General features: G+C 64.5%; 23 protein-coding genes. 9 read left to right on the top strand and 14 right to left on the bottom strand.

Annotation, left to right across the window (positions count from 1 at the left end):
* On the top strand, positions 1-234 hold the full coding sequence (locus FIU86_RS08810) for a DUF1127 domain-containing protein (protein ID WP_152474741.1): 234 nt from the start codon (positions 1-3) through the stop codon (positions 232-234).
* A 55-nt stretch (positions 235-289) separates the two neighbouring features.
* Here FIU86_RS08810 and FIU86_RS08805 read toward each other — a convergent pair whose 3' ends face one another.
* Complete coding sequence (locus FIU86_RS08805; protein ID WP_152474740.1) at positions 290-712, bottom strand: PaaI family thioesterase; 423 nt, start codon at positions 710-712, stop codon at positions 290-292.
* A 56-nt stretch (positions 713-768) separates the two neighbouring features.
* On the opposite strand from FIU86_RS08805, the gene FIU86_RS08800 reads away from it, so the two are divergent.
* The 5 genes from FIU86_RS08800 (at position 769) to gluQRS (ending at position 6,238) form a co-directional block, all read left to right on the top strand.
* Positions 769-1,557, top strand: coding sequence for an enoyl-CoA hydratase (locus FIU86_RS08800; RefSeq protein ID WP_152474739.1), 789 nt, complete (start codon positions 769-771; stop codon positions 1,555-1,557).
* A 464-nt stretch (positions 1,558-2,021) separates the two neighbouring features.
* A complete protein-coding gene (locus FIU86_RS08795; protein ID WP_152474738.1) occupies positions 2,022-3,371 on the top strand; it encodes a cytochrome-c peroxidase in 1,350 nt (449 codons plus the stop codon).
* Between the two features lie 39 nt (positions 3,372-3,410).
* Positions 3,411-4,775 (top strand): methylenetetrahydrofolate--tRNA-(uracil(54)-C(5))-methyltransferase (FADH(2)-oxidizing) TrmFO, encoded by a 1,365-nt coding sequence (gene trmFO / locus FIU86_RS08790; protein WP_152474737.1) that lies wholly within the window; start codon positions 3,411-3,413, stop codon positions 4,773-4,775.
* Between the two features lie 12 nt (positions 4,776-4,787).
* On the top strand, positions 4,788-5,402 hold the full coding sequence (locus FIU86_RS08785) for a class I SAM-dependent methyltransferase (protein ID WP_152474736.1): 615 nt from the start codon (positions 4,788-4,790) through the stop codon (positions 5,400-5,402).
* Positions 5,399-6,238 (top strand): tRNA glutamyl-Q(34) synthetase GluQRS, encoded by an 840-nt coding sequence (gene gluQRS, locus FIU86_RS08780; protein WP_152474735.1) that lies wholly within the window; start codon positions 5,399-5,401, stop codon positions 6,236-6,238. Before FIU86_RS08785 ends, gluQRS begins: the two co-directional genes overlap by 4 nt.
* A gap of 31 nt (positions 6,239-6,269) precedes the next feature.
* Here the strand turns inward: gluQRS and hisI are convergent, their stop codons facing one another.
* Positions 6,270-6,632: a phosphoribosyl-AMP cyclohydrolase gene (gene hisI, locus FIU86_RS08775; protein WP_152474734.1), complete on the bottom strand. Its 363-nt coding sequence runs from the start codon at positions 6,630-6,632 to the stop codon at positions 6,270-6,272.
* 67 nt (positions 6,633-6,699) lie between these two features.
* Here hisI and FIU86_RS08770 point away from each other — a divergent pair, with 67 nt between their 5' ends.
* On the top strand, positions 6,700-7,146 hold the full coding sequence (locus FIU86_RS08770) for an iron-sulfur cluster assembly scaffold protein (RefSeq protein ID WP_152474733.1): 447 nt from the start codon (positions 6,700-6,702) through the stop codon (positions 7,144-7,146).
* 23 nt (positions 7,147-7,169) lie between these two features.
* On the opposite strand, the gene FIU86_RS08765 is transcribed toward FIU86_RS08770, so the two are convergent.
* Together FIU86_RS08765 and FIU86_RS23015 are read right to left on the bottom strand one after the other, a co-directional pair.
* The gene (locus FIU86_RS08765; protein ID WP_152474732.1) at positions 7,170-8,036 is read right to left on the bottom strand and encodes a cation diffusion facilitator family transporter; all 867 of its coding nucleotides are present in this window, start codon (positions 8,034-8,036) and stop codon (positions 7,170-7,172) included.
* Positions 8,037-8,309: 273 nt separating this feature from the next.
* The gene (locus FIU86_RS23015; RefSeq protein ID WP_302848763.1) at positions 8,310-8,432 is read right to left on the bottom strand and encodes a hypothetical protein; all 123 of its coding nucleotides are present in this window, start codon (positions 8,430-8,432) and stop codon (positions 8,310-8,312) included.
* Between the two features lie 218 nt (positions 8,433-8,650).
* Here FIU86_RS23015 and FIU86_RS08760 point away from each other — a divergent pair, with 218 nt between their 5' ends.
* A complete protein-coding gene (locus FIU86_RS08760) occupies positions 8,651-9,001 on the top strand; it encodes a hypothetical protein (protein ID WP_152474731.1) in 351 nt (116 codons plus the stop codon).
* 14 nt (positions 9,002-9,015) lie between these two features.
* Here the strand turns inward: FIU86_RS08760 and recG are convergent, their stop codons facing one another.
* The 4 genes from recG to FIU86_RS08740 form a co-directional block, all read right to left on the bottom strand.
* On the bottom strand, positions 9,016-11,106 hold the full coding sequence (recG, locus tag FIU86_RS08755; protein ID WP_152474730.1) for an ATP-dependent DNA helicase RecG: 2,091 nt from the start codon (positions 11,104-11,106) through the stop codon (positions 9,016-9,018).
* Positions 11,103-13,223 (bottom strand): NAD-dependent DNA ligase LigA, encoded by a 2,121-nt coding sequence (gene ligA / locus FIU86_RS08750; protein ID WP_152474729.1) that lies wholly within the window; start codon positions 13,221-13,223, stop codon positions 11,103-11,105. The genes recG and ligA overlap by 4 nt, the downstream gene beginning before the upstream one ends.
* Before the next feature lie 332 nt (positions 13,224-13,555).
* On the bottom strand, positions 13,556-14,278 hold the full coding sequence (gene ctrA / locus FIU86_RS08745) for a response regulator transcription factor CtrA (protein ID WP_152474728.1): 723 nt from the start codon (positions 14,276-14,278) through the stop codon (positions 13,556-13,558).
* Between the two features lie 107 nt (positions 14,279-14,385).
* Complete coding sequence (locus FIU86_RS08740; RefSeq protein WP_152474727.1) at positions 14,386-14,649, bottom strand: DUF1153 domain-containing protein; 264 nt, start codon at positions 14,647-14,649, stop codon at positions 14,386-14,388.
* Between the two features lie 220 nt (positions 14,650-14,869).
* Here FIU86_RS08740 and mnmA point away from each other — a divergent pair, with 220 nt between their 5' ends.
* Positions 14,870-16,006, top strand: coding sequence for a tRNA 2-thiouridine(34) synthase MnmA (mnmA, locus tag FIU86_RS08735; RefSeq protein ID WP_152474726.1), 1,137 nt, complete (start codon positions 14,870-14,872; stop codon positions 16,004-16,006).
* A 9-nt stretch (positions 16,007-16,015) separates the two neighbouring features.
* Here mnmA and FIU86_RS08730 read toward each other — a convergent pair whose 3' ends face one another.
* The 6 genes from FIU86_RS08730 to FIU86_RS08705 form a co-directional block, all read right to left on the bottom strand.
* Complete coding sequence (locus tag FIU86_RS08730) at positions 16,016-16,528, bottom strand: transposase (protein WP_152474725.1); 513 nt, start codon at positions 16,526-16,528, stop codon at positions 16,016-16,018.
* Positions 16,529-16,583: 55 nt separating this feature from the next.
* The gene (lpxB, locus tag FIU86_RS08725; RefSeq protein WP_152474724.1) at positions 16,584-17,735 is read right to left on the bottom strand and encodes a lipid-A-disaccharide synthase; all 1,152 of its coding nucleotides are present in this window, start codon (positions 17,733-17,735) and stop codon (positions 16,584-16,586) included.
* Positions 17,732-18,652, bottom strand: a complete 921-nt coding sequence (locus FIU86_RS08720; RefSeq protein WP_152474723.1) for an LpxI family protein — start codon at positions 18,650-18,652, stop codon at positions 17,732-17,734. Before FIU86_RS08720 ends, lpxB begins: the two co-directional genes overlap by 4 nt.
* Before the next feature lie 7 nt (positions 18,653-18,659).
* Entirely contained in the window at positions 18,660-19,454 is a 795-nt protein-coding gene (gene lpxA, locus FIU86_RS08715) for an acyl-ACP--UDP-N-acetylglucosamine O-acyltransferase (RefSeq protein ID WP_152474722.1), read from the bottom strand.
* 5 nt (positions 19,455-19,459) lie between these two features.
* Positions 19,460-19,924 (bottom strand): 3-hydroxyacyl-ACP dehydratase FabZ, encoded by a 465-nt coding sequence (gene fabZ / locus FIU86_RS08710; protein WP_152474721.1) that lies wholly within the window; start codon positions 19,922-19,924, stop codon positions 19,460-19,462.
* Positions 19,925-20,029: 105 nt separating this feature from the next.
* Positions 20,030-20,677 carry an OmpH family outer membrane protein gene (locus tag FIU86_RS08705; protein WP_254703979.1) on the bottom strand — a complete coding sequence of 216 codons (648 nt, stop codon included), beginning with the start codon at positions 20,675-20,677 and terminating at the stop codon, positions 20,030-20,032.
* Position 20,678: the final 1 nt, after the last annotated feature.

The raw sequence follows: 20,678 nt of genomic DNA, 5'->3' as shown, positions 1-20,678 counted from the left end.
ATGACCAGTTTCACCCGCACCGACCGCACGGCACTCGAGGGGCTTTCCGCCCGCACCACCCTGCCCGTCCTGTCGCTGATCGCGGTAAAGCTGGCCTGGGCCTGTGTCCTGTGGACGCAACGCCGAAAGACAAGGGGACACCTGTCGCGGCTGGACGACCACATGCTCCGCGATATCGGCCTCAGCCCGCGCGAGGCCGACATGGAAGCGCGCAAACCCTTTTGGAGACCGTAATCGTCCCCGATACGGATCTCTTCCCACTGGGCCGGGTACAATCCCGGCCCTTTTTTCATGCCTTGGGCGGAATCGAATAGGTCAGGCTGGCCCGCGCCACCGGCTGGTCGAACCCGTGCGAGAAGATCAGCACGTCGCCCACGGCCAGAACGCGCCCCAGTTTCAGCAACCGGCAGTCGGCAATGAGGTCCGTGTTGGCGGCGGGTTTGCGCATGAAGTCGATGGAGCAGCTTGTCGTGACCGCCAGCGCCTCGCGTCCGGTCATCGACAGGACCGCCATGTAGACCGCCACATCCGCCAGCGCGAATATCGACGGGCCCGACACCGTGCCGCCCGGGCGCAGGTGACGCTCTTCGACGTTCAGGCGCACGCGCAGCGCCATTTCCTCCAGGCTGTCGATGGTGAAGTCGCCTTTCACCTGCGGGAAGACCTCGTCGATATAGGCCATCAGATCGGTTGCATTCAGTTTCAGCGGCATGCTTTCCTCCGTGCGCGTGCCGGCGTAAGAAGGCACAAGCCCCAAGGAGGATCAAGATGACAATCCTGGAACGCCAAGACGACGGCGCCATCGCCCGTCTGACGATGAACCAGCCCGAGAAACTGAACGCGTTGAGCGACGGCATGTTGGAGGCGCTTCAGACCACGCTGGGCGAGATCGCGGAGGACAATTCGATTCGCGTCGTGACCCTGGCCGGCGAAGGCAAGGCGTTCTGCGCCGGGCATGACCTGAAGGAAATGACCCAAGGGCGCCAGGCCGAGGATGGCGGCAAGGCCTATTTCGCCGATCTCTTCTCGCGGTGCAGCAAGCTGATGCGCACGATCCGCGACCTGCCCCAGCCGGTCATCGCCCTGCCCCACGGCATCGCCACCGCGGCCGGTTGCCAGCTTGTGGCGACCTGCGACCTGGCCGTGGCGGCCACGGGCACGCGGTTCGGCGTCAACGGGGTAAATATCGGGCTTTTCTGTTCCACGCCCATGGTCGCGCTCAGCCGCAACATCCCGCGCAAGCAGGCGTTCGAGATGCTGACCACCGGCGAGTTCATCGAGACCGACCGCGCGATCGAACTGGGCCTGATCAACCGCGCGGTGCCGTATCACGCGCTGCAAGCCGCCGGCGACGACCTGGCCCATACCATCGCCGCCAAGCTGGGCGCGGCGGTGAAGATCGGCAAACAGGCCTTCTACAAGCAACTCGAAATGGGGCTGGACGACGCTTATGCCTTTACCGGCGAGGTCATGGTCGAGAACATGATGTGGCGCGACACCGAGGAAGGCATCAGCGCATTCATCGAAAAGCGCCCGCCAGAGTGGAAGCAGGACTAAAGCGGCGGTCGACACGTCTGAGGTGTATGGACTTCAATCCGCGTCTATTTAAACGAGAATTTTAGGCCGATGAGCGGCGTTGTGAACTGCGCAGCGCGCCAACCTGAGGGCGATTTCCATGCGCAAACCAACACGTTAACCGATTGTTAACCAAACGCGTCATCTGTGTTCCGAAACAGCCGGTTTATCGTCGCCGCAATTGCGTCATGATCGGGCCGAGGTTGGTGCAACGCAAAGTAGGGCCTTACGGTCCGTTTTTCAGCATCTCATTTTACATTCGTTGTGCCAACCTCACGAATTCCTAGAAAAACTTGGCCTTCGCGCGCAGTTCGCACCTCGGCGGCAATGTTTCCAAAACCGTGCCACACTATTTCCACAATTGCCGTTTTGTCGCCACATTCCGTCCGTTACACCCGTACGTGGGGGCATCGTGTGGGGTTACACGACGCTATGATTGCGGCGCTATGACATTTCGGGTGGCGGTTTTCGGCATCTGGTCCCTCCTGGCCAGCCTCTCTCTGGCCATTCCTTCGGAGGCTGCTGACCTGCCCGACCCGGCAAACCGCGCGGAGTTTCCCACACCGGGGGCCACGTCGGTTTTGCTGGGCCGTGATCTGTTCTTCGACCCGATCCTGTCGGGCAATCGCAACATCGCCTGTGCCACCTGCCACCACCCCGACATGGGCAGCGGCGACGGCGTGTCGCTGTCGCTTGGCGAGGGCGGTCGGGGGCTTGGGCCTGCCCGCACCCGGGCCGCCGACAATGCGCCGAAACGCCTGCCCCGTAACGCGCCGCCGCTGTTCAACCTGGGCGCGGCGGAATTCACCGCCTTTACCCATGACGGCCGCGTCATCGCCAGCAAGACCGAACGCTACGGCATCAGCGTCCCCGAGCAGCTCCTGCTGGAGCGCCCCATCAGCCTGTTGGCCGCGCAGGCGCTGCTGCCGATGGTCGCGGTGGACGAAATGGCCGGACACCCCGGCGAGAACATCATCGCCGACGCCGTGGCGCAGGGGCGGATCGCGGGCTATGACGGCGCCTGGCAGAAGATCACCGAGCGGGTCTGGGACATCCCCGAGTACCGCCGCCGGTTCGAGTGGCTGATCGGCCCGAACGAGCCTTTGCACATCACCCATATCGCCGCCGTGCTTGCCGATTTCATCAGCTACGAATTCCGCGCCACCGACAGCCCGTTCGATGCCTTTCTGTCGGGCCAGGACGAGGCGCTGAGCAACGATCAGCTGCGCGGCATGGCGCTGTTCTACGGCAAAGCGGGCTGTGCCGCCTGCCATTCCGGCACGTTTCAAACCGACCACGATTTTCACGCCATTGGCCTGCCCCAGATCGGGCCGGGAAAGGGGCACGGGGCCAACGGCAATTCCGATATCGGGCTGGGAGCGATCACGGGCGATCCTGCGGATGCCTATAAGTTCCGCACGCCGTCGCTTCGCAACGTGGCGCTGACCGCGCCCTATGGCCATAACGGCGCCTATCGTGATCTTGCGGCGATGATCCGGCATCATGCCGACCCCGGCGCGGGGCTGGCGCAATACCCCGGCCTGACGGCGGCCTTTGTGCCGAACGTTGGCGCGGAAGAGACCGGGCTGGAGGCGGCGATGCGTGACGAGGCGGAGGTGCTGAGCATCTATGCCGCCGCGACCCTGCCCCGCAGGCCGCTGACAAACATGGAGATCACCGCGCTTGTCGATTTCCTCGATGCGCTGACCGACCCGGTCTCGCGCACGGGCCGCCTTGGCGTGCCCGATGCCGTGCCCTCGGGCTTGCCGGTGGCCGGGCTGCCCGGCGACAGCTGACCCTTTCCAAACCGCCCTCGACCCCTTAAATGCGGGGCCATGACAGAGACACTTCATATCGTCGGCGGTGGCATGGCCGGGTCCGAGGCCGCATGGCAGGCCGCCAACATGGGCGTGCGCGTGGTCATCCACGAGATGCGCCCCAAGGTCGGCACCTTCGCGCACCAGACCGGCGACCTGGCCGAGATGGTCTGCTCCAACTCCTTTCGCTCGGACGATGACGAGCAGAACGCCGTGGGCCTCCTGCATTGGGAAATGCGCCAAGCGGGCGGGCTGATCATGGAAATGGCCGAGACCCACCGCCTGCCCGCGGGCGGCGCGCTGGCCGTGGACCGCGAAGCGTTTTCCCAAGGCGTCACCGCCCGGCTGCGCGCGCATCCAAATGTCACGGTCGAAGAAGGTGAAGTGTCCACCCTGCCCGAGAGCGGGCGCTGGATCTTTGCCACCGGCCCGCTGACCTCGCAAGGGCTGGGCGCCGCCATCGCGGCCGAGACAGGCACCGACAGGTTGGCCTTTTTCGACGCCATCGCGCCCATCGTCTATTACGACACGATCGACATGACCCAGGCGTGGATGCAGTCGCGGTACGACAAGGGCGAAACCGAGGAAGAGCGCACCGCCTATCTCAACTGCCCGATGTCGAAGGACCAGTACGAGGCCTTCATCGACGCGCTGCTGGCCGCCGACAAGACCGAGTTCCACGAGGGCGAGACGGCGACCTATTTCGACGGCTGCCTGCCGATCGAAGTGATGGCCGAACGCGGCCGCGAGACGTTGCGGCACGGCCCGATGAAGCCCGTGGGCCTGACCAATCCCCACCAGCCGGGCGTGAAGCCCTGGGCTGTGGTGCAACTGCGCCGGGACAACGCGCTCGGGACGCTCTACAACATCGTCGGCTTTCAGACCAAGATGAAGTACGGCGCGCAAACAGATGTTTTCAAAATGATTCCCGGGCTCGAGAATGCCAGTTTCGCGCGTCTGGGTGGCATTCATCGCAACACGTTTCTCAATTCGCCCACGCTGCTGGATGACCAGATGCGCCTGCGTGCCAAGCCGCATATCCGCTTCGCCGGTCAGATCACCGGCGTCGAAGGCTATGTCGAATCCGCCGCGATGGGCCTCTTGGCCGGGCGTCTGGCCGCCGGAGAGATCCTGGGCCGCCCCCTCCCTGCACCGCCGCAGGACACCGCCATGGGCGCGCTGATCCACCACATCACCGGCGGGGCCGATCCGAAGACGTTTCAGCCGATGAACGTCAATTTCGGCCTCTTTCGACCCGTCGACGGGCTCAAGGGCGGACGCCGGGGCCGGCGTGACCGCTACAAGGCCTATACCGACCGGGCCAAGGCAGCCTGGACGGGCTGGCTGGCCGAAACAGAAGTGGACGCCGGAGAAACCGTGTGATTTTCTTCGTGCATGTCGGACAGTTTCTTCGATAAGGTTTACGAGGCGGCGGACCCGGAAGAGACCCGTGCGCTCTATGACGCTTGGGCGGCCAGCTATGACGCCGAAATCGCCGATAACGGCTATGCCACGCCGGGCCGCGTGGCCGATGCGATGTTTCGATTCGCCAAGTCACACGAGGCGCCGCTGCTGGATTACGGCTGTGGCACGGGGCTGTCCGGTCTGGCGCTGAAACTCGCCGGGTTCTCCACGATCGACGGCATGGACCCCAGTCAAGAGATGCTGGACGGCGCAAGGCGCAAGGCCGTCTATCGCACCCTCACACCCATCGACCTGTCTGACCCCGATCCTATTCCGGCGGGCGCCTATGAGGCCATCACCTGCATCGGCGTCATCGGCACGGGCGCGGCCCCGGCCTCGACCCTCGACCTGGTGATGCACGTGCTGCCCAAGGGCGGCTTGCTGGGCTTCAGCCTGAACGACCACGCGCTGGCCGACCCGCAATACGAAGGTGCTTTGAACAGCTGGCTGGATCGTGGCGCGGCCAATGTCCTCTTTCGCGAGTACGGCCCCCACCTGCCCGGCCAGAACATAAACTCCACCGTATATATAATTGAAAAAGCGTGACTTTCAGAACCCGTTTCGCTCCATCGCCCACGGGCCCGCTGCACCTGGGTCACGCCTATTCGGCGCTCTTGGGGCATGACATGGCGCGGGCGCGCGGCGGTGCGTTTCTGCTGCGGATGGAAGACACCGACCTGCAACGCAGCAAACCGGAATGGGATTCGCAGATCCTGGACGACCTTATGTGGCTTGGTCTCGACTGGGACGAGCCCGTCTTGCGCCAGTCCGAGCAACTGAGCAGCTACACCCCCGCCCTTGAGCGGTTCGAATCGATGGGCCTGCTCTACCCCTGCTCTTGTTCCCGCAGCCAGATTCAGGCCGCGCTCGCCGCCCCGCAGGAGGGCGCCATCCACGAGGTCTATCCCGGCACCTGCAAGCACCGGAGCATGACAAGCCGCGAGCCCGGCGATGCGCTGCGCCTGCATCTGGACCGGGCGCTCGATCACTTCGGCGGCCTCTATCCAGATTTCGAGGAGACCGGCCCGTTGCACACCGGCACCCATCGGATTGAACCGGACCAGGCGCTGGCCGAGATCGGCGACGTGGTCCTCAGCCGCAAGGGCGAGGACATCGTCGCCTATTTCCTCGCCTCCGCGCTCGACGATATCCGGCAGAGCATCACCGACGTGGTCCGTGGCGAGGACCTGTTCGGGTTCGTACCGATTCAGGTGATCCTGCTCAGCCTTCTGGGCCATGCCCTCCCGCGCTACCACCATCACCGCCTGATCCGCGACGAGGATGGCAAGCGCCTGGCAAAGCGCGACGACGCCCGCAGCATCGCGACCTACCGCGAGGCGGGAAAGAGCCCGGCGGATATCCGCGCCATGGTCGGGATGTGACGCGCCCGTCTCTTCACTGTTCCAAAAATACTCACGGCACGACAGGTGCCATAAGCTCGACCTCGAGCCCCTCCTGAACACCCGTGTAAAAGCAGCTGCGTCGGTTGGTGTGACAGGCCGGTCCGGTCTGATCGACCAACACCAGCAGGCAGTCGCGGTCGCAATCCACCCGGAACTCCACCAGTTTCTGCACATGACCCGAGCTTTCACCCTTGATCCAGAACGCCTGCCGCGAGCGACTCCAATAGGTGACGCGGCCCGTCTCCAGCGTTCGGGCCACGGCCTCGGCATTCATCCACGCCATCATCAGCACCTCTGCGCTGGCCGCATCCTGCGCGATGGCCGGGATCAGGCCCTGGTCGTTGAAACGCAAGCTGGAAACATCGAATTCCATGTCAGAAAACCTTTTGCCTTGGCGGTGTCAGCCCTTATCTATGGGGTCAACGACGAAAGGGAAAGCCATGAGCGGCGAGACCGACCTGATCAAGCTTTACTCCGCGCGGATCCTCGAACTGGCCGCCGACATCCCGCATCACGGGCGGCTGGAGGCCCCGGACGTGACGGTCAAGCGCCGTGCACCGCTTTGCGGATCGACCGTGACTGTGGATCTGATCACCGACGGCGACCGCATCACTGACTATGCCGCAGAGGTGAAGGCCTGTGCCCTGGGCCAGGCGGCGGCGAGCGTCGTGGGGGGAGGCATCATCGGCTGCACCTACGATCAGGTGGTCGCGGCGCGCGATGCGCTGAAAGCGATGCTGAAATCCGACGGGCCCACACCTCCTGCGCCTTTTGAGGGGTTGGAAGTGTTGCGCCCCGCGCAGGATTACAAGAACCGCCATGCCTCGATCCTGCTGACGCTGGAGGCCGCCACCGAGGCGATGGAAGAGGCGCGCGCCACGGCCTGAGAGCCTTCGTTCGAAGGCTCTTGTCAGCGCACCACTTCGATCGTTGCATGATCCATCCCATAGGTGTCGCGCAGGATGTCTCTGACCTGCGTTTTGACCGCTTCGGCGTCAAAGCCTTGGCATACCGACAGGTTCAGTGTCACCATCGGGCGCTCCTGCGTCACCTGCCAGGCGTGCACGTGGCTGACCTCGGCCACACCCGGCACATCCCGGGTCAAAGCCTCGGCCACCTCGCGCCGGTCAAACCCGCCGGGCGCGCCTTCCAACAGGATATGCCCGCTTTCGCGGACCACTTTCAGCGCCGAGCGCAGGATGATCACCGCCACCAGCACTGACAGGATAGGGTCGATCGGCATCCAGCCGGTCCAGAGGATCACCAGCGAGGCGACAATCGCTGCAACCGAGCCCAGCAGATCCCCCGCCACATGCAGCGCGGCCGCGCGTATGTTCAGGTTGTCGCTGTCCTCGCGCGTCAGCACCCAGAAGGACGCGATGTTCACCACCAGCCCGACCAGCGCCACCCAGAGCATCAGCCCGCCCAACACCTCGACCGGTTGCGCCAAACGCCGTACCGCCTCGATCACGATCCAGAGCGCGATGGCAAAGAGTGTCAGCCCGTTGACGAAGGCCGCAAGGACCGAGAACCGGTCGTAGCCATAGGTCCGCTTCCAGTCGGCCGGCCGCCGCGCGATGCGGAACGCGAACCAGGCCAACATCAATGACGCGAAATCGGTCAGCATATGCCCTGCATCGGCCAGTAGTGCCAGCGATCCCGACAGGATCCCGCCCACAAGTTCGGCCAGCATGAAGCCGCCCGTCAGGGCGGCGGCGATGGCGATGGTGCGTTCCTTCTTCGGAACGTGGCTGTGGCCGTGCGAATGGTCGTGCATGGTCCTGTCCTGGCGCGCTCAGCCTGTCACGGGGCGCCCGCGGCTGCAATCGAGCGCCCCCAAGATTCTTCGTACGAAGAATCTTGGGCGCGATGCGCAAAAAAAACCGCCGCACGCTGGAACAGCGGCGGCGGAAGGAATGCGTGATCCGCTTTTGCGCGTCGTGTCCGGGGAAGAGGCAACAACCCGGGACAAAGGGGACAGTATCAGGCCGCGTCAAGGGGACAGGAGACGCAAGCGCGACGCGCGAGGGATATACGCAGGCAGAAACGGTTACATCAGTCCCGGCAGGTAGAGCCCTCCGACCAGCGTGACGACCAGCGCCGCACCACCGATGAAATCACCGAGCAGAGTGTCGGCAGAGCGTCTTGCGGCGGTCTTGATCTGGGTCAGCATCGGAAGTGTCCTTGTTGCCGTTAACTTCTGTTGCCTCTTTGTTCTCATTTTGGAAACCTTTTGTAAAGAACTTTATGAGAACATTTGTGAACTTTTGCGGTGCACTTTGGTTAACGCCTTTAAATTGATCGATTTTTTTAACACGCTTTTCTTTTGAACTTCTCGACCTCCGCCTCCGACTTCCTTTTGTGAAACGAAATGCAGAAGGAATTCTCAAAATGATGGACACAGATCACAAGAAATGGACTGATATCCTGTCCTTTGGTGCCCCCACTCAACCGCAACAGGACGATACGCCAGAGACGCTTGCAATCCAGCAGGACGAGGACCCCACTGCCTCCCTTATCCTGCCGGCGGTTCAATCTGTTCGGCTCTCAAGCGCAGGCGGCGAAGATTTCGACTTCCATGATTTCAAGGCTGCAGAGCCCACAGATGAAACCGCGTACGAATTGTCAGATATCCTGATAAGCAGCTATCAGACAGGCGGGTCAGGCGACGGCATTGACATGGCGCCAGAGCCTGAGCCGGTCTCGGATTTCACCACGGCCGACCATTTCGATTTCTTCTGAATGGCGCGACGGCCTCAGCCAACCGACAACAGCCGGATCGCCTCGTCCTGCCCCATCAGCCACAGCAGGACGCGGGCGGCCTGCCCGCGCTCTGACTGCAACTCCGGGTCATCCCCCAGCAGCTTTCGTGCGTCGGTCTGGGCGGTGGCCATCAGCCCTGCCTGCGCCTCCATGTCCGCGACGCGAAATCGCGGCAGGCCGGATTGCGCCGTGCCGATCAGGTCGCCGACGCCGCGCATTTCCAGATCGACTTCGGCGATGCGGAACCCGTCCTCGGTCTCGCGCATCGTGTCCATCCGGCGCTGACCGCCCTCCGAGAGCGGCGCCTGGTACATGAGCAGGCAGGTCGATTGCGCCTCGCCCCGTCCCACCCGGCCGCGCAGCTGGTGCAGCTGCGCCAACCCGAAATGCTCGGCGCGTTCGATCACCATGATCGAGGCGTTGGGCACATCAACACCCACCTCGATGACCGTTGTCGACACCAGAACGCTCGTCTCGCCGCGCTGAAACGCGGCCATCGCGGCGTCCTTGTCGGCGGGCGGCATCTGGCCGTGCACCAGCCCGACGCGCCCTTCGCCCAAGGTGGCGCGCAGGTGCTTGAACCGTTCCTCGGCGCTGGTCAGATCCATCACCTCGGAGTCCTCGACCAGCGGGCAGACCCAATAGGCCTGCCGTCCCTCGGCGATGGCGCCCTTCAGGTGCTCGACCACTTCCTGTATCCGCGCCATGTTGGTCAGCGCCGTCTTGATCGGCTTCCGGCCGGGTGGTTTCTCGTCGAGGATGCTGACATCCATATCGCCATATTGCGCCAGCGCCAGGCTGCGCGGAATGGGCGTGGCGGTCATCACCAGCACATCGACAGCGGCGCCCTTGCGCCCCAGTTCCAGCCGTTGCCGCACGCCGAAACGGTGCTGTTCGTCCACCACGGCAAGGCGCAGGTCGTGAAACTCCACGTCCTTCTGAAAAACGGCATGAGTGCCCACGAGGATCTGGATGTCGCCGCGCTTCAGCGCCTCCAGCTTGGCGCGCCGTTCCGCTCCCTTGTCGCGGCCTGTCAGCAGTTCCAGAACCACGCCGGCGGACTCGGCCAGCGGGCGCAGACCTTCCAGATGTTGGCGGGCAAGGATCTCGGTGGGCGCCATCATCACCCCCTGCCCGCCTGCCTCGACCGCGACCAGGAGCGCCATCAGTGCCACCAGCGTCTTGCCCGCGCCGACGTCGCCTTGCAGCAGGCGGTTCATGCGCAGGGGGGCGGCCATGTCCGCGGCGATCTCGGCAATGGCGCGGGTCTGGGCGCCCGTGGGCGTGTAGGGCAAGGCGGCGCGCATCTGTGCCTGTAACGTGCCCGTGGCCTTGCTGACCCGCCCCTTGCCGCGCCGCATCTTGGCGCGGGCCAGGGCAAGGGTCAGCTGGTGCGCCATGAACTCGTCATAGGCCAGCCGCATGCGGGCCGGATCGGTCGCGGCGAGGTCGGCCATGTCGGCGGGGGTGTGGGCATGGTCCAGCGCCGCATGCCAGTCGGGCCAGTCAGCTTGGTCCTTTTGGGACGGGTCGATCCATTCGGCCAGGTCCGGCGCACGCGCCAGAGCAGATCGCGCGGCCTTGGCCATCGTCTTTTGCGTCACGCCGGCGGTCAGCGGGTAGACAGGCTCGAAATCCGGGATCTCGCCCGCCTCTTCCACGGGCAGGATGTGATCGGGATGCACCATCTGCGCCATCCCGTCGAACAGCTCGACCTTGCCCGAAACCACCCGCCGCGCGCCGGTCGGCAAAACGCGATTGAGGTAATCGTCGCGGCCGTTGAAGAAGACCAGTTGAAAGGCGACGCGGCTGTCCTCGACCTGTATGCGGTAGGGCCGCCCCCGGCTTCGCGGTGGGTCATGGCGGCCCACCAGAACCTCGACCGTGACCGTGCCGGGCAAATCCGCGCCCTGCACCGTGTCGCGCTTGCGCCTGTCGATGCCGGAATGCGGCAGCGTAAACAGCAGGTCCCGGGGACGCGTAATATGCAGCGCCTCCAATGTCTTGGCGGTCTTGGGCCCGACGCCTTCCAGCGTCTCCAGATCCGCGAAAAGCGGAAAGAGGATTTCCGGCCGGGTCGTCATGCGTCGTCGATCAGCTCCAGCCAGCCATCCTCGTCGATGGTCTCGATGCCCAGCTCGGCGGCTTTCTTGGCCTTGCTGCCCGCCCCCGGCCCGGCCACCAGCAGGTCGGTCTTGGCCGACACCGAGCCCGAAACCTTGGCGCCCAACGCTTCGGCCCGTGCCTTGGCCTCGGCGCGGGTCATCTTTTCCAGCGTGCCGGTAAAGACGACCGTTTTGCCCGCGACGGGGCTGCCATCCGTCGCGGGGGCCGCGGCCTCTTCGATGGTCAGATGGGCCGTCAGCCGGTCGATGCTGTCGCGCTCATGATCCTGCGCAAAGGCGGTGACAAGGCTGCGCGCCATGACCTCGCCAACCCCGTCGATGGCCAGAAGGTTGTCCCATTCCGGGCCTTCGCACTCTTTCGCGGCGTCCATCGCCGCGGTGAAAGTATCCCACCGGCCATAGCTGCGCGCAATCAGGTTGCTGGCCTGCTCACCCACGTGGCGGATGCCAAGCGCGAACAGGACCCGGCCAAAGGGGATCGTCCGCGTATCCTCGATGGCCTGAAATAGGTTCTCGGCGCTTTTCTCGCCCCAGCCTTCGCGGTTCTTCAACTGCTTCACGCCGCTGCCGTAGCGCTCCTGCAACGTGAAGATATCGGCCGGTTCCCTGATCCAGCCGTCGCGATAGAACTGCTCGACCTGTTTTGCGCCCAGACCTTCAATATCAAACGCCGCTCGTGACACGAAATGTTTCAGCTTTTCAACAGCCTGCGCCGGGCAGATCAGCCCGCCAGTGCAGCGGCGCACGGCATCGCCCTCTTCGCGGATCGCCTCGGAGCCGCATTCGGGGCACTCGGTCGGAAACACGTAAGGTTCCGCGCCCTCGGGCCGCTTCGACAGATCCACATCCGCCACTTTCGGGATCACGTCGCCGGCGCGGTAGACCTGCACCCAGTCACCGATCCGGATGTCCTTGCCGCCGCGGATCTCCTGCCCCTTGCTGTCGAGGCCCTTGATGTAATCCTCGTTGTGCAGGGTGGCGTTGCTGACCACCACGCCGCCCACGGTCACGGGGGTCAGCCGGGCCACGGGGGACAGCGCGCCGGTGCGGCCCACCTGGATCTCGATGTTTTCCAAAGTGGTCCAGGCCAGCTCGGCGGGAAATTTATGCGCCGTGGCCCAGCGGGGCGTCGTGCTGCGAAAGCCCAGCCGGCGCTGCAGGTCGAGGTCATTGACCTTGTAGACCACGCCGTCGATGTCATAGCCTAGGCTGGCGCGCTGTTGTTCGATCTGGTCGTAATGCGCCTGCATCTCTGCCGGGCCGTCGCAGAGCGCGGTCAGCGGGTTGGTCGAAAACCCCAACTCGGCCAGCCGGTCTATCGCGTCCATTTGCGTGCTTGCCAGCGCTTCGCTCACCTCGCCCCAGGCATAGGCGAAGAAGCGCAACGGGCGGGACTTAGTGATGCTGCTGTCGAGTTGCCGCAGCGATCCCGCGGCGGCATTGCGCGGGTTGGCGAAGGTCTTGGCATCCTGCTCGGCTTGCCTTTTGTTCAGCGCCTCGAAATCGGCGTGGCTCATGTAGACTTCGCCGCGCACTTCCAGCACGTCAGGCGCGTCTTCCAGCGTCACGGGAATATCGTCGATGGTCCGGGCATTGGCGGTCACGTTCTCGCCCACTGCACCGTCGCCGCGCGTGGCAGCCTGGACCAGTTTGCCCCCCTCGTAGCGCAGGCTCAGGCTCAGCCCGTCGATCTTGGGTTCGGCGGTGTATTTGAGCGGTGCATCGGCAGCGAGGCCCAAATAACGGCGGATTCGATCGTCGAAGTCCACGACCTCGGCGTCGTCAAAAACGTTCGACAGGCTGAGCATCCGGACCGCGTGCGTGACCTTGGAAAAGCGATCTGCCGGGGCCGCCCCGACCTGGTCACTGGGGCTGTCGTCGCGCTTGAGCTTGGGGAACCGCGCCTCGATGGCGGCGTTGCGGGCCTTGAGCGCATCGTAGTCCGCATCGGTGATCTGCGGCGCGTCGTCCCGATGATAGGCATCATTGGCCTTTGCCAGCACGTCGGCCAGGCGGGCCAGCTCTTTGTGGGCCTGCGTTTCGGTCAGGGTGTCTACGGGTGTTTCGGCGGTCATGCCCTGTTCTCTGTCTTGCTGCCAGTCGGCGTCTTTCCCGAAGTGTTAAAGCCTTTCTTGCCAAAGCTGAATTGCAGATTTTCATTCTAGGCCCAGAGCGCGCCTGTCGGCGGCGGGAAACGCCCTTTGCCGCAAGTGCTCGACGCGCCACCCGGCCTTATTGTCCGCTGAACGCCACATGCGAAACCGGGCCCGGCACATATGCCGGACCCGGTCAGCTGGAGGGCCGTGTCGTAACTGCATTCCGTGTCAGGCGGGGCACAGTATCGCCACCGCGTTGGGACGCGATCCTGCGGGATCGGGATTGCCTGACGGGGCTGCCGCCTCGGGCCTCAGGCGCCCACGGCGAGCCGCGGGCCGTCACCTTTTCCCTCTGTCGGATCCGGGTCGCGCAGAACATAGCCGCGGCCCCAAACCGTTTCGATGTAGTTGTCGCCCCCCGTCGCCTCCGCCAGCTTCTTGCGCAGCTTGCAGATGAAGACGTCGATGATCTTGAGCTCCGGCTCATCCATGCCGCCGTAAAGATGGTTCAGGAACATCTCTTTCGTCAGGGTCGTGCCCTTGCGCAGGCTGAGAAGTTCGAGCATCTGGTATTCCTTGCCCGTCAGGTGCACCGTCTTTCCGCCCACATCCACCGTCTTGGCGTCAAGATTGACGTTCACCTTGCCGGTGCGGATCATCGACTGCGAATGCCCCTTGGACCGACGGATGATCGCATGGATCCGCGCCACCAGTTCCTCGCGGTGGAAGGGTTTGGTCAGGTAGTCGTCGGCACCGAAACCAAATCCCTTGATCTTGTTCTCGGTGTCATCCGCCCCTGACAGGATCAGGATCGGCGTTTCGATCCGTGCAAGCCTGAGTTGCCGCAGGACCTCGTGTCCGTTCATGTCTGGCAGACCCAGATCAAGCAGGATCAGGTCGTAATCGTAAAGCTTGGCCAGGTCGATCCCCTCCTCGCCAAGGTCCGTGGTGTACACGTTCAGATTGGCATGGGTCAGCATCAATTCGATGCTTTTCGAAGTATTGGGATCGTCTTCGATCAATAGAACGCGCATGCGTTAATCTCCGCTTGTATCCTTGTCCGCCCTGATATTCCGGGAAATTGGTTAACCGGTGGTTACTCTAAAAGAACAAATAGCGCGCACTACTTTAGGTTGTCGACTCATTTTGCGACCGTCACCTTCAATCCGCGTTCCCCATGCCTGGAAACGGCGTCCAGCCACTCGTTGAATTCCTCGGCGCTGATCTGGTACATGTCCTGCGCCTCGGCCTGAGTGATCAGGCTGTGGGCCACGGCCCTCACAACCTGAAGTTTACGCGACGCCACCCATCGCTGCGTGTCCGGTGGCGGCAGGTCCGCGCGCGTCATGACCGTGCCATCGGGCAGCGTCACGGCGCGGGGGCCTTCGACTTTCTTAAGATACATCCTGGTTCACCCCTTACGATTTCACCGGCTTTACATTCGGGAATTGTCCTTAATGCTGGGTGAAACAGCGCGGGCCGAATGCATCGGATTTTTCTAAAAGCGCGTCCTGCATGGCCCACGGGGCGCGCGCGGGTTGACACTGGCGCCGCGACAGGCCACACCGCGCCCTCTTCACACGCGCCAGATCGCCCTTATATTCCGGCCAAACCGGAGCCATGTCATGCCGCTCGATCCTGAACTGAACTCGCTTGGATTTCCCAAAGCCCCCGCCGACACGCGGGTCGTCGTTGCCATGTCCGGCGGCGTTGACAGCTCCGTCGTGGCGGCGCAACTGGCCGAGGAAGGCTACGATGTGGTGGGGGTGACGCTGCAGCTTTACGACCATGGCGCGGCGCTGGCCAAGAAAGGCGCCTGCTGTGCCGGGGTCGACATCCACGACGCACGGCGCGTGGCCGAGGAGATGGGCTTTCCGCATTACGTGCTGGATTACGAGAACATCTTCAAGGACGCGGTGATCGACGAGTTCGCCGACAGCTATCTTGCGGGGGCGACTCCGGTGCCCTGCATCCGTTGCAACGAGCGGGTGAAGTTCAAGGACCTTTTGGAGACGGCCAAGGACCTTGATGCCGATTGCATGGCGACAGGGCATTACATCCAGCGCAAGCTGGGCGACCGCGGTCCGGAACTGCATTGCGCGGCGGATGCTGCCCGCGACCAGAGCTATTTCCTGTTCTCGACCACGCCGGAACAGCTGGATTTCCTGCGTTTTCCGCTGGGGCATCTGCCGTCCAAGGACGCGACGCGGAAACTGGCCGCGCGCTATGGACTTCCCGTGGCGGACAAGCCCGACAGCCAGGACATCTGCTTTGTGCCGAATGGCAACTATGCATCGGTGATCGAAAAGCTGCGTCCGGGGGCCGCCGAGCCGGGCGAGATCGTCCATGCCGATGGCCGCGTGCTGGGGCGGCATGACGGCGTGATCCACTACACGATCGGCCAGCGCCGGGGCCTTGGCATCGGCGGCCTGGAAGAGCCGCTTTACGTGGTGAAACTTGACGTCGATACGCAGCGCGTAATCGTCGGACCCAAAGAGATGTTGGCGACCCGCACCGTGCCGGTGCGCGAGATCAACTGGCTGGGCGACGAGGATTTCCAGAGCCGTCCCGCGTGGCACGTATCGGTCAAGGTCCGCTCCACCCGCCCGCCGCGAGAGGCGATCATCCGCCCCACCGGGCCGGACACGGCGGAGGTCGAGTTGATGGTGGCCGAGGAAGGTGTGTCACCCGGGCAGGCCTGCGTGTTCTACGAGACCGAGGGCGGCCGCATCCTTGGCGGTGGCTGGATCTGGAAAGGCTGATCGCGCGGCTTAGGCCGAGGCGCGTATGGTCGCGAGCGGTTCAGTCTGCCGCGGATCGGTCCGGCTGTTGCGGTGATAGGACGAATAGGGCCAGTCATGCGGGTCGCTGACAAAGCCGTGGCGCACCGGATCGGTCCAGCAATGGCGTCGGAAAGTCTCCATGTCGTGACGGGTGCGGATCTGCTCGATCTTGTCCTGCACACACCACAGATGCGCGCCGCCCGCCGCGATCTGGCTGGGAGTCATTGCCCGTTTAGAGGCCCGCGCGGCGAAACGCGCCTTGATCGTGGAGAGCCGGATGGCAAGGTCGTCGTCACGATGCGGCAAGATCAGGACCGCGTGCAGGTGGTCGGGCAGGACGACCCAGGCGTCCAGCTCGAACGGCCAGAGGTCGCGCACCATGCGCACCGTCGCTTGCAGGTGGTCGATTTCGTCCACCAGAGTCGTCGCATCGCGCTCGGCCAGCGTCAGGGTCACGAAGCTCGTTTCGCCACGGCGGCGGAGAGGAAGTAGCTGTACCATGCCCCAAGCCTGCGCGATTCCCGTTAATGGACGATTGACGTGGGCGCGCAGCCACTTAGCCCGGCATCCGGTCCATTATCGCGCGGGCGGCACGCAGGCCGGGATCCTCGCCACCACGGCCCAGCCGCTCCATCGTTAGGCCCATCGCGTCGCGCTGTGGGCCGGGATTGTCGAGCATGTCCAGAACCCCGGGCGCGATGAGATCCGCGCGACATCGCTCGCCGTTGAACTCGGGGATCGCGCGGGTTTCCGACACCAGGTTGACCAGCGTCAGCGTGTCGATGATCAGCATCCTTCGGATTATCTCGCGCGTCAGCCACGCGGCGTCATAAGCGATGACCATGGGCGTGTCGGCGGCGGCCAGTTCCAGCGAAACCGTGCCCGACGCTGCCAATGCACCCTGAGCACAGCCAAAGGTCGCAGCTTTGCGCCGCTTGTCGGCCTGCCCCTGCCCCGTCGGGCCGACCACAACCGGGTCGCCGGGCCAGTCGGCCACAAGCGCCCTGACCTGTTCGGCGCGGGCCGCCACGGTCGGGATCACCAGTCGCAACTCGGGCTTTGCCGCGCAAACCTGCCGGATCGCCTCGCCGAAAATCGGGCCGAGGCGCGCCACCTCGCTGCCGCGCGACCCGGGCAGCACCAGCAGCACCGGCGCGTCGCCCAGGCCGTGATCGGCGCGGAAGGCGGCGATTTCGTCGTCTGAGGCGGGTGCATCATTCACCACCGGGTGCCCGACGAAATCACAGTCCACGCCCGCGGCCTCCAGGTAGGGCGGCTCGAAGGGCAGCAGCGCCAGAACTTGGTCTATCACCTTTGCCATCTTGTCGGCCCGCTTGGGCCGCCAGGCCCAGACCGAGGGGGCGACGTAATGCACGGTGCGCAGATCACTGCGGTCCTTGATGATCTTCGCCACGCGCAAGCAGAAATCGGGGCTGTCGATGCTGATCACCACGTCCGGGCCATAGTCGATCGCGGCTTGGGCGGTTTCACGGATGCGGCGCTTGAGGTGGAAATACTTGGGCAGGATCTCGACCAGCCCCATGACGCTCAGCTCTTCCATGGGAAAGAGCGACGTAAACCCCTCGGCCTGCATCTGATCGCCGCCAACACCGGCGAATTCCACGTCCGTCAGCGATTTGAGACCCGCCATCAACGCGGCCCCCAGCCGGTCGCCCGATGCCTCGCCGGCGATGACGAAAACCTTCATGCCCCGCCCCGTGGCCGGACCCACAGGAACATGCCTTGTGCGCGCAGCACTTCGGCCACGCCGTCGGGGTCGAGCAGCATCACGCCGCCTGCCTCGATCACGATGCCCGCCAGCTCGGCCTCGGCAGCGCGCATCACGGTGCCAAGACCGATCAGCGGCATGTCCACGCGCAATTCCTGCCCCGGTTTCGGCGCCTTGAAGAGGATGCCGCCATCGCTGGTGTCCTCTGCCGCCCGCGCCTCGGCCACCGGGCCGCTCAGCCAGTCGGCCACGCTGTCGAGCATGTCGCCCATCATCTCGAACGGGTCATGCGAGACGCCCTGGTCCTGGATCTCGGGGCATAGGTCGCTCAGCATGGCATCGGTGCCGCGCGCGTCCTCGCGGGCAATCACCTTGCCGCCGCGCACCACCACGGCCTGCCCGGCATCGGCGGCGGCCAATTCGGCCAGCGCCGCCTCTGCCACGGTAATGTCCTGCTTGACGCCATCCGGCAGGCTGCCGGTCAAACCCTCGGGCGGCAGCAGCGAGGGGTCGATATCGGCCGCACCAATAACCTCGATACCGGCCTCTTCGAAAATCTCGGTGAAAATGCGCAGCGTGCTGTCATCGCCGGAATTGGCCAGCGCGGCCTGCACCTTGGGCACAAGCGGCATCGTCGCCGCGTCGATCTGCGACGGGTCGATCGGCGGGCGGCGCATGGCCCCGGCCATGCAGATGCGGGTGACGCCGACCTCCTTTGCGGTGGCAATGAAGGTTCCCAGCGTTTCCAGCCGAAAGCCAAGCCGCGGCAGCTCGCCTTTCACATCCGACGGGAACTGCTCGATCTCGCAGACAACCGGCACTTCGCCACGGGCCAGCAGGACCCGCACCAGCTGCGGTGGCAGGCCACCCTGCCCGGCGATCAGCGCCAACGTCATCGGCGCCTCAGCCCGCGCCCGGGGTCAGGAACGACCGGTCGCTTTCGGCCAGCACGAAATCCACGATCTGGCGAACATAGGCACTCTCGGTTTCCTCGCCCAAACGGCGGGCGCGGTCCTGGAACGCGCCTTCGCCCTGCGCCAGCATCTGGAACGCGGCACGCAGCGCCGTGATGTCCTTGCGGGCAACGCCACGTCGCTTGAGCCCGACTAGGTTCAGCCCGTCCAGATGCCCGCGCGGCGCTTGGACCAGGCCATAGGGAATCACGTCATTGGTCACCATGGTGACCGCGCCGATGATGGCACCCTGCCCGATGCGCACCCATTGGTGCACGCCCGACAGACCGCCGATGATCACGTCATCCTCGACCACGCAATGCCCGGCAAGGGCCGCGTTGTTGACGATGATCACCCGGTTACCCACCTGCACGTCATGGGCGACGTGACAGCCCGCCATGAAGAGGCCATCGTCGCCGACGCGCGTGATGCCGCCGCCGCCCTCAGTGCCGGAATTCATCGTCACATGTTCGCGGATGCGGTTGCGCTGGCCGATCACCAGCTTTGTTTTCTCGCCCGCGAATTTCAGGTCCTGCGGGATCTCCCCGATACAGGCGAAGGAAAAGATCACCGTCTCGTCGCCCACTTGCGTGTCGCCGGTGACGACCACGTGCGATTTCAGAACCACACCATCGCCCAGCCGTGCCTCGGGGCCGACATGACAGAACGGGCCGATCTCGACACCGGCGCCGATCTGGGCGCCCTCCTCAATGACCGCACTTGGATGAATGCGCGTCTCGGCCATGCGGCTTACTCCTTCGGCATGTCCATCATGGCGGTGAAATCCGCCTCGCAGGCCAGTTCGCCCTCGACCGTCGCCTCGCCGTGGAAACGCCAGACCTTGCCGCCGGGCTTGCCGCGCGTCGTGGTCACCTTCAACTCCAGCACGTCGCCGGGCACCACCATGCGGCGGAACTTGCAGCCCTCGATCGCCATGAAATAGACCAGCAGCTCACGGTCCTCCATTTCCAGCGCGGCGCCCACCATGACGGCGGCGGTCTGGGCCATCGCCTCGACAATGGTGACGCCGGGCATGATCGGCTTGGCCGGGAAATGGCCCTGAAAATGCGGCTCGTTCATCGTGACGTTCTTGATGCCGCGGGCGGATTGATACCCGTCCATCTCCACGACCTTGTCCACCAGCAGGAACGGATAGCGGTGCGGGATCAGCCGTTGGATGCGGCCGATATCGGCACTGTCTAGGGACGTGGTCATGGGCTTCGTGTTCCTTCTGCCTTTGGCCGCGAACAAGGTCCGTCCCCGGTGTCCCCGCTTACCAAGTTGGGGTCAGCGGGGCAAGCACGGCGGGGGTCCGGTTGGCTATTCGGCGGGAGCGGTTTCCGGGTCGGTGACGGGAACGGGATCTGCCGGATCGTTTGTCCCTTCGGTCGTACCGGCGTCGCCCTCGTCCTGCGCAGCGGCGCCAAGCGTGGCGTCGATGCGCTGAACCGCGGCGCTGGTGATGTCGACCACGTCAGCCTGAAGCAGCACGGTGCGGCGATCCATCACCACCGCGGCCCCGGCCTCGCGCATCAGCTCGACCAGCACCGGCTCGACCCGGCGCATGAATTCCAGCGGGGCGCGTTCGCGGTTGCGCTCGTGCTCGCGCACGCGGCGCTGGCTGTCGGCACGAATGCGCTGCACCCGTTCATCGAAAGCGTCGGCAAGGTCGCGAAACTCCTCGGGCGAGGTGGAGTCGCGCTGTTCGGTCAGGGCCAGCTCTTCGGCCTCGAGCTCTGCCTCCAACTTGCGGTTGAGCGCGATCAGGTCTTCGCGCTCCTGCTGAAGCTGGTTGGTGATCGATTGACCAAGCCGGGTTTCCTCGAACAGGCGTTCGGGGTCCACCACCAGGATATCGCTTTGCACGACGCCGACACTTTGCGCCGCCGCGGGAACGGGGCCGCCGACGAGCCACCCCGGGGCCGCCAGCAGGGCCACCGACATCAGCAGGGCCCGTAGCGGCGTCATA

The sequence above is a fragment of the Roseovarius sp. THAF9 genome, assembly GCF_009363715.1.
In the GTDB taxonomy this organism is placed as follows: domain Bacteria; phylum Pseudomonadota; class Alphaproteobacteria; order Rhodobacterales; family Rhodobacteraceae; genus Roseovarius.
This window is presented reverse-complemented; position numbering and strand designations above follow the sequence as displayed.

Coding starts and splice junctions, on each gene's coding strand:
- FIU86_RS08810 (WP_152474741.1), top strand. CDS start 1: ATGACCAGTTTCACCCGCACCGACCGCACGGCACTCGAGGGGCTTTCC.
- FIU86_RS08805 (WP_152474740.1), bottom strand. CDS start 712: ATGCCGCTGAAACTGAATGCAACCGATCTGATGGCCTATATCGACGAG.
- FIU86_RS08800 (WP_152474739.1), top strand. CDS start 769: ATGACAATCCTGGAACGCCAAGACGACGGCGCCATCGCCCGTCTGACG.
- FIU86_RS08795 (WP_152474738.1), top strand. CDS start 2,022: ATGACATTTCGGGTGGCGGTTTTCGGCATCTGGTCCCTCCTGGCCAGC.
- trmFO (WP_152474737.1), top strand. CDS start 3,411: ATGACAGAGACACTTCATATCGTCGGCGGTGGCATGGCCGGGTCCGAG.
- FIU86_RS08785 (WP_152474736.1), top strand. CDS start 4,788: ATGTCGGACAGTTTCTTCGATAAGGTTTACGAGGCGGCGGACCCGGAA.
- hisI (WP_152474734.1), bottom strand. CDS start 6,632: ATGGAATTCGATGTTTCCAGCTTGCGTTTCAACGACCAGGGCCTGATC.
- FIU86_RS08770 (WP_152474733.1), top strand. CDS start 6,700: ATGAGCGGCGAGACCGACCTGATCAAGCTTTACTCCGCGCGGATCCTC.
- FIU86_RS08765 (WP_152474732.1), bottom strand. CDS start 8,036: ATGCACGACCATTCGCACGGCCACAGCCACGTTCCGAAGAAGGAACGC.
- FIU86_RS23015 (WP_302848763.1), bottom strand. CDS start 8,432: ATGCTGACCCAGATCAAGACCGCCGCAAGACGCTCTGCCGACACTCTG.
- FIU86_RS08760 (WP_152474731.1), top strand. CDS start 8,651: ATGATGGACACAGATCACAAGAAATGGACTGATATCCTGTCCTTTGGT.
- recG (WP_152474730.1), bottom strand. CDS start 11,106: ATGACGACCCGGCCGGAAATCCTCTTTCCGCTTTTCGCGGATCTGGAG.
- ligA (WP_152474729.1), bottom strand. CDS start 13,223: ATGACCGCCGAAACACCCGTAGACACCCTGACCGAAACGCAGGCCCAC.
- ctrA (WP_152474728.1), bottom strand. CDS start 14,278: ATGCGCGTTCTATTGATCGAAGACGATCCCAATACTTCGAAAAGCATC.
- FIU86_RS08740 (WP_152474727.1), bottom strand. CDS start 14,649: ATGTATCTTAAGAAAGTCGAAGGCCCCCGCGCCGTGACGCTGCCCGAT.
- mnmA (WP_152474726.1), top strand. CDS start 14,870: ATGCCGCTCGATCCTGAACTGAACTCGCTTGGATTTCCCAAAGCCCCC.
- FIU86_RS08730 (WP_152474725.1), bottom strand. CDS start 16,528: ATGGTACAGCTACTTCCTCTCCGCCGCCGTGGCGAAACGAGCTTCGTG.
- lpxB (WP_152474724.1), bottom strand. CDS start 17,735: ATGAAGGTTTTCGTCATCGCCGGCGAGGCATCGGGCGACCGGCTGGGG.
- FIU86_RS08720 (WP_152474723.1), bottom strand. CDS start 18,652: ATGACGTTGGCGCTGATCGCCGGGCAGGGTGGCCTGCCACCGCAGCTG.
- lpxA (WP_152474722.1), bottom strand. CDS start 19,454: ATGGCCGAGACGCGCATTCATCCAAGTGCGGTCATTGAGGAGGGCGCC.
- fabZ (WP_152474721.1), bottom strand. CDS start 19,924: ATGACCACGTCCCTAGACAGTGCCGATATCGGCCGCATCCAACGGCTG.
- FIU86_RS08705 (WP_254703979.1), bottom strand. CDS start 20,677: ATGACGCCGCTACGGGCCCTGCTGATGTCGGTGGCCCTGCTGGCGGCC.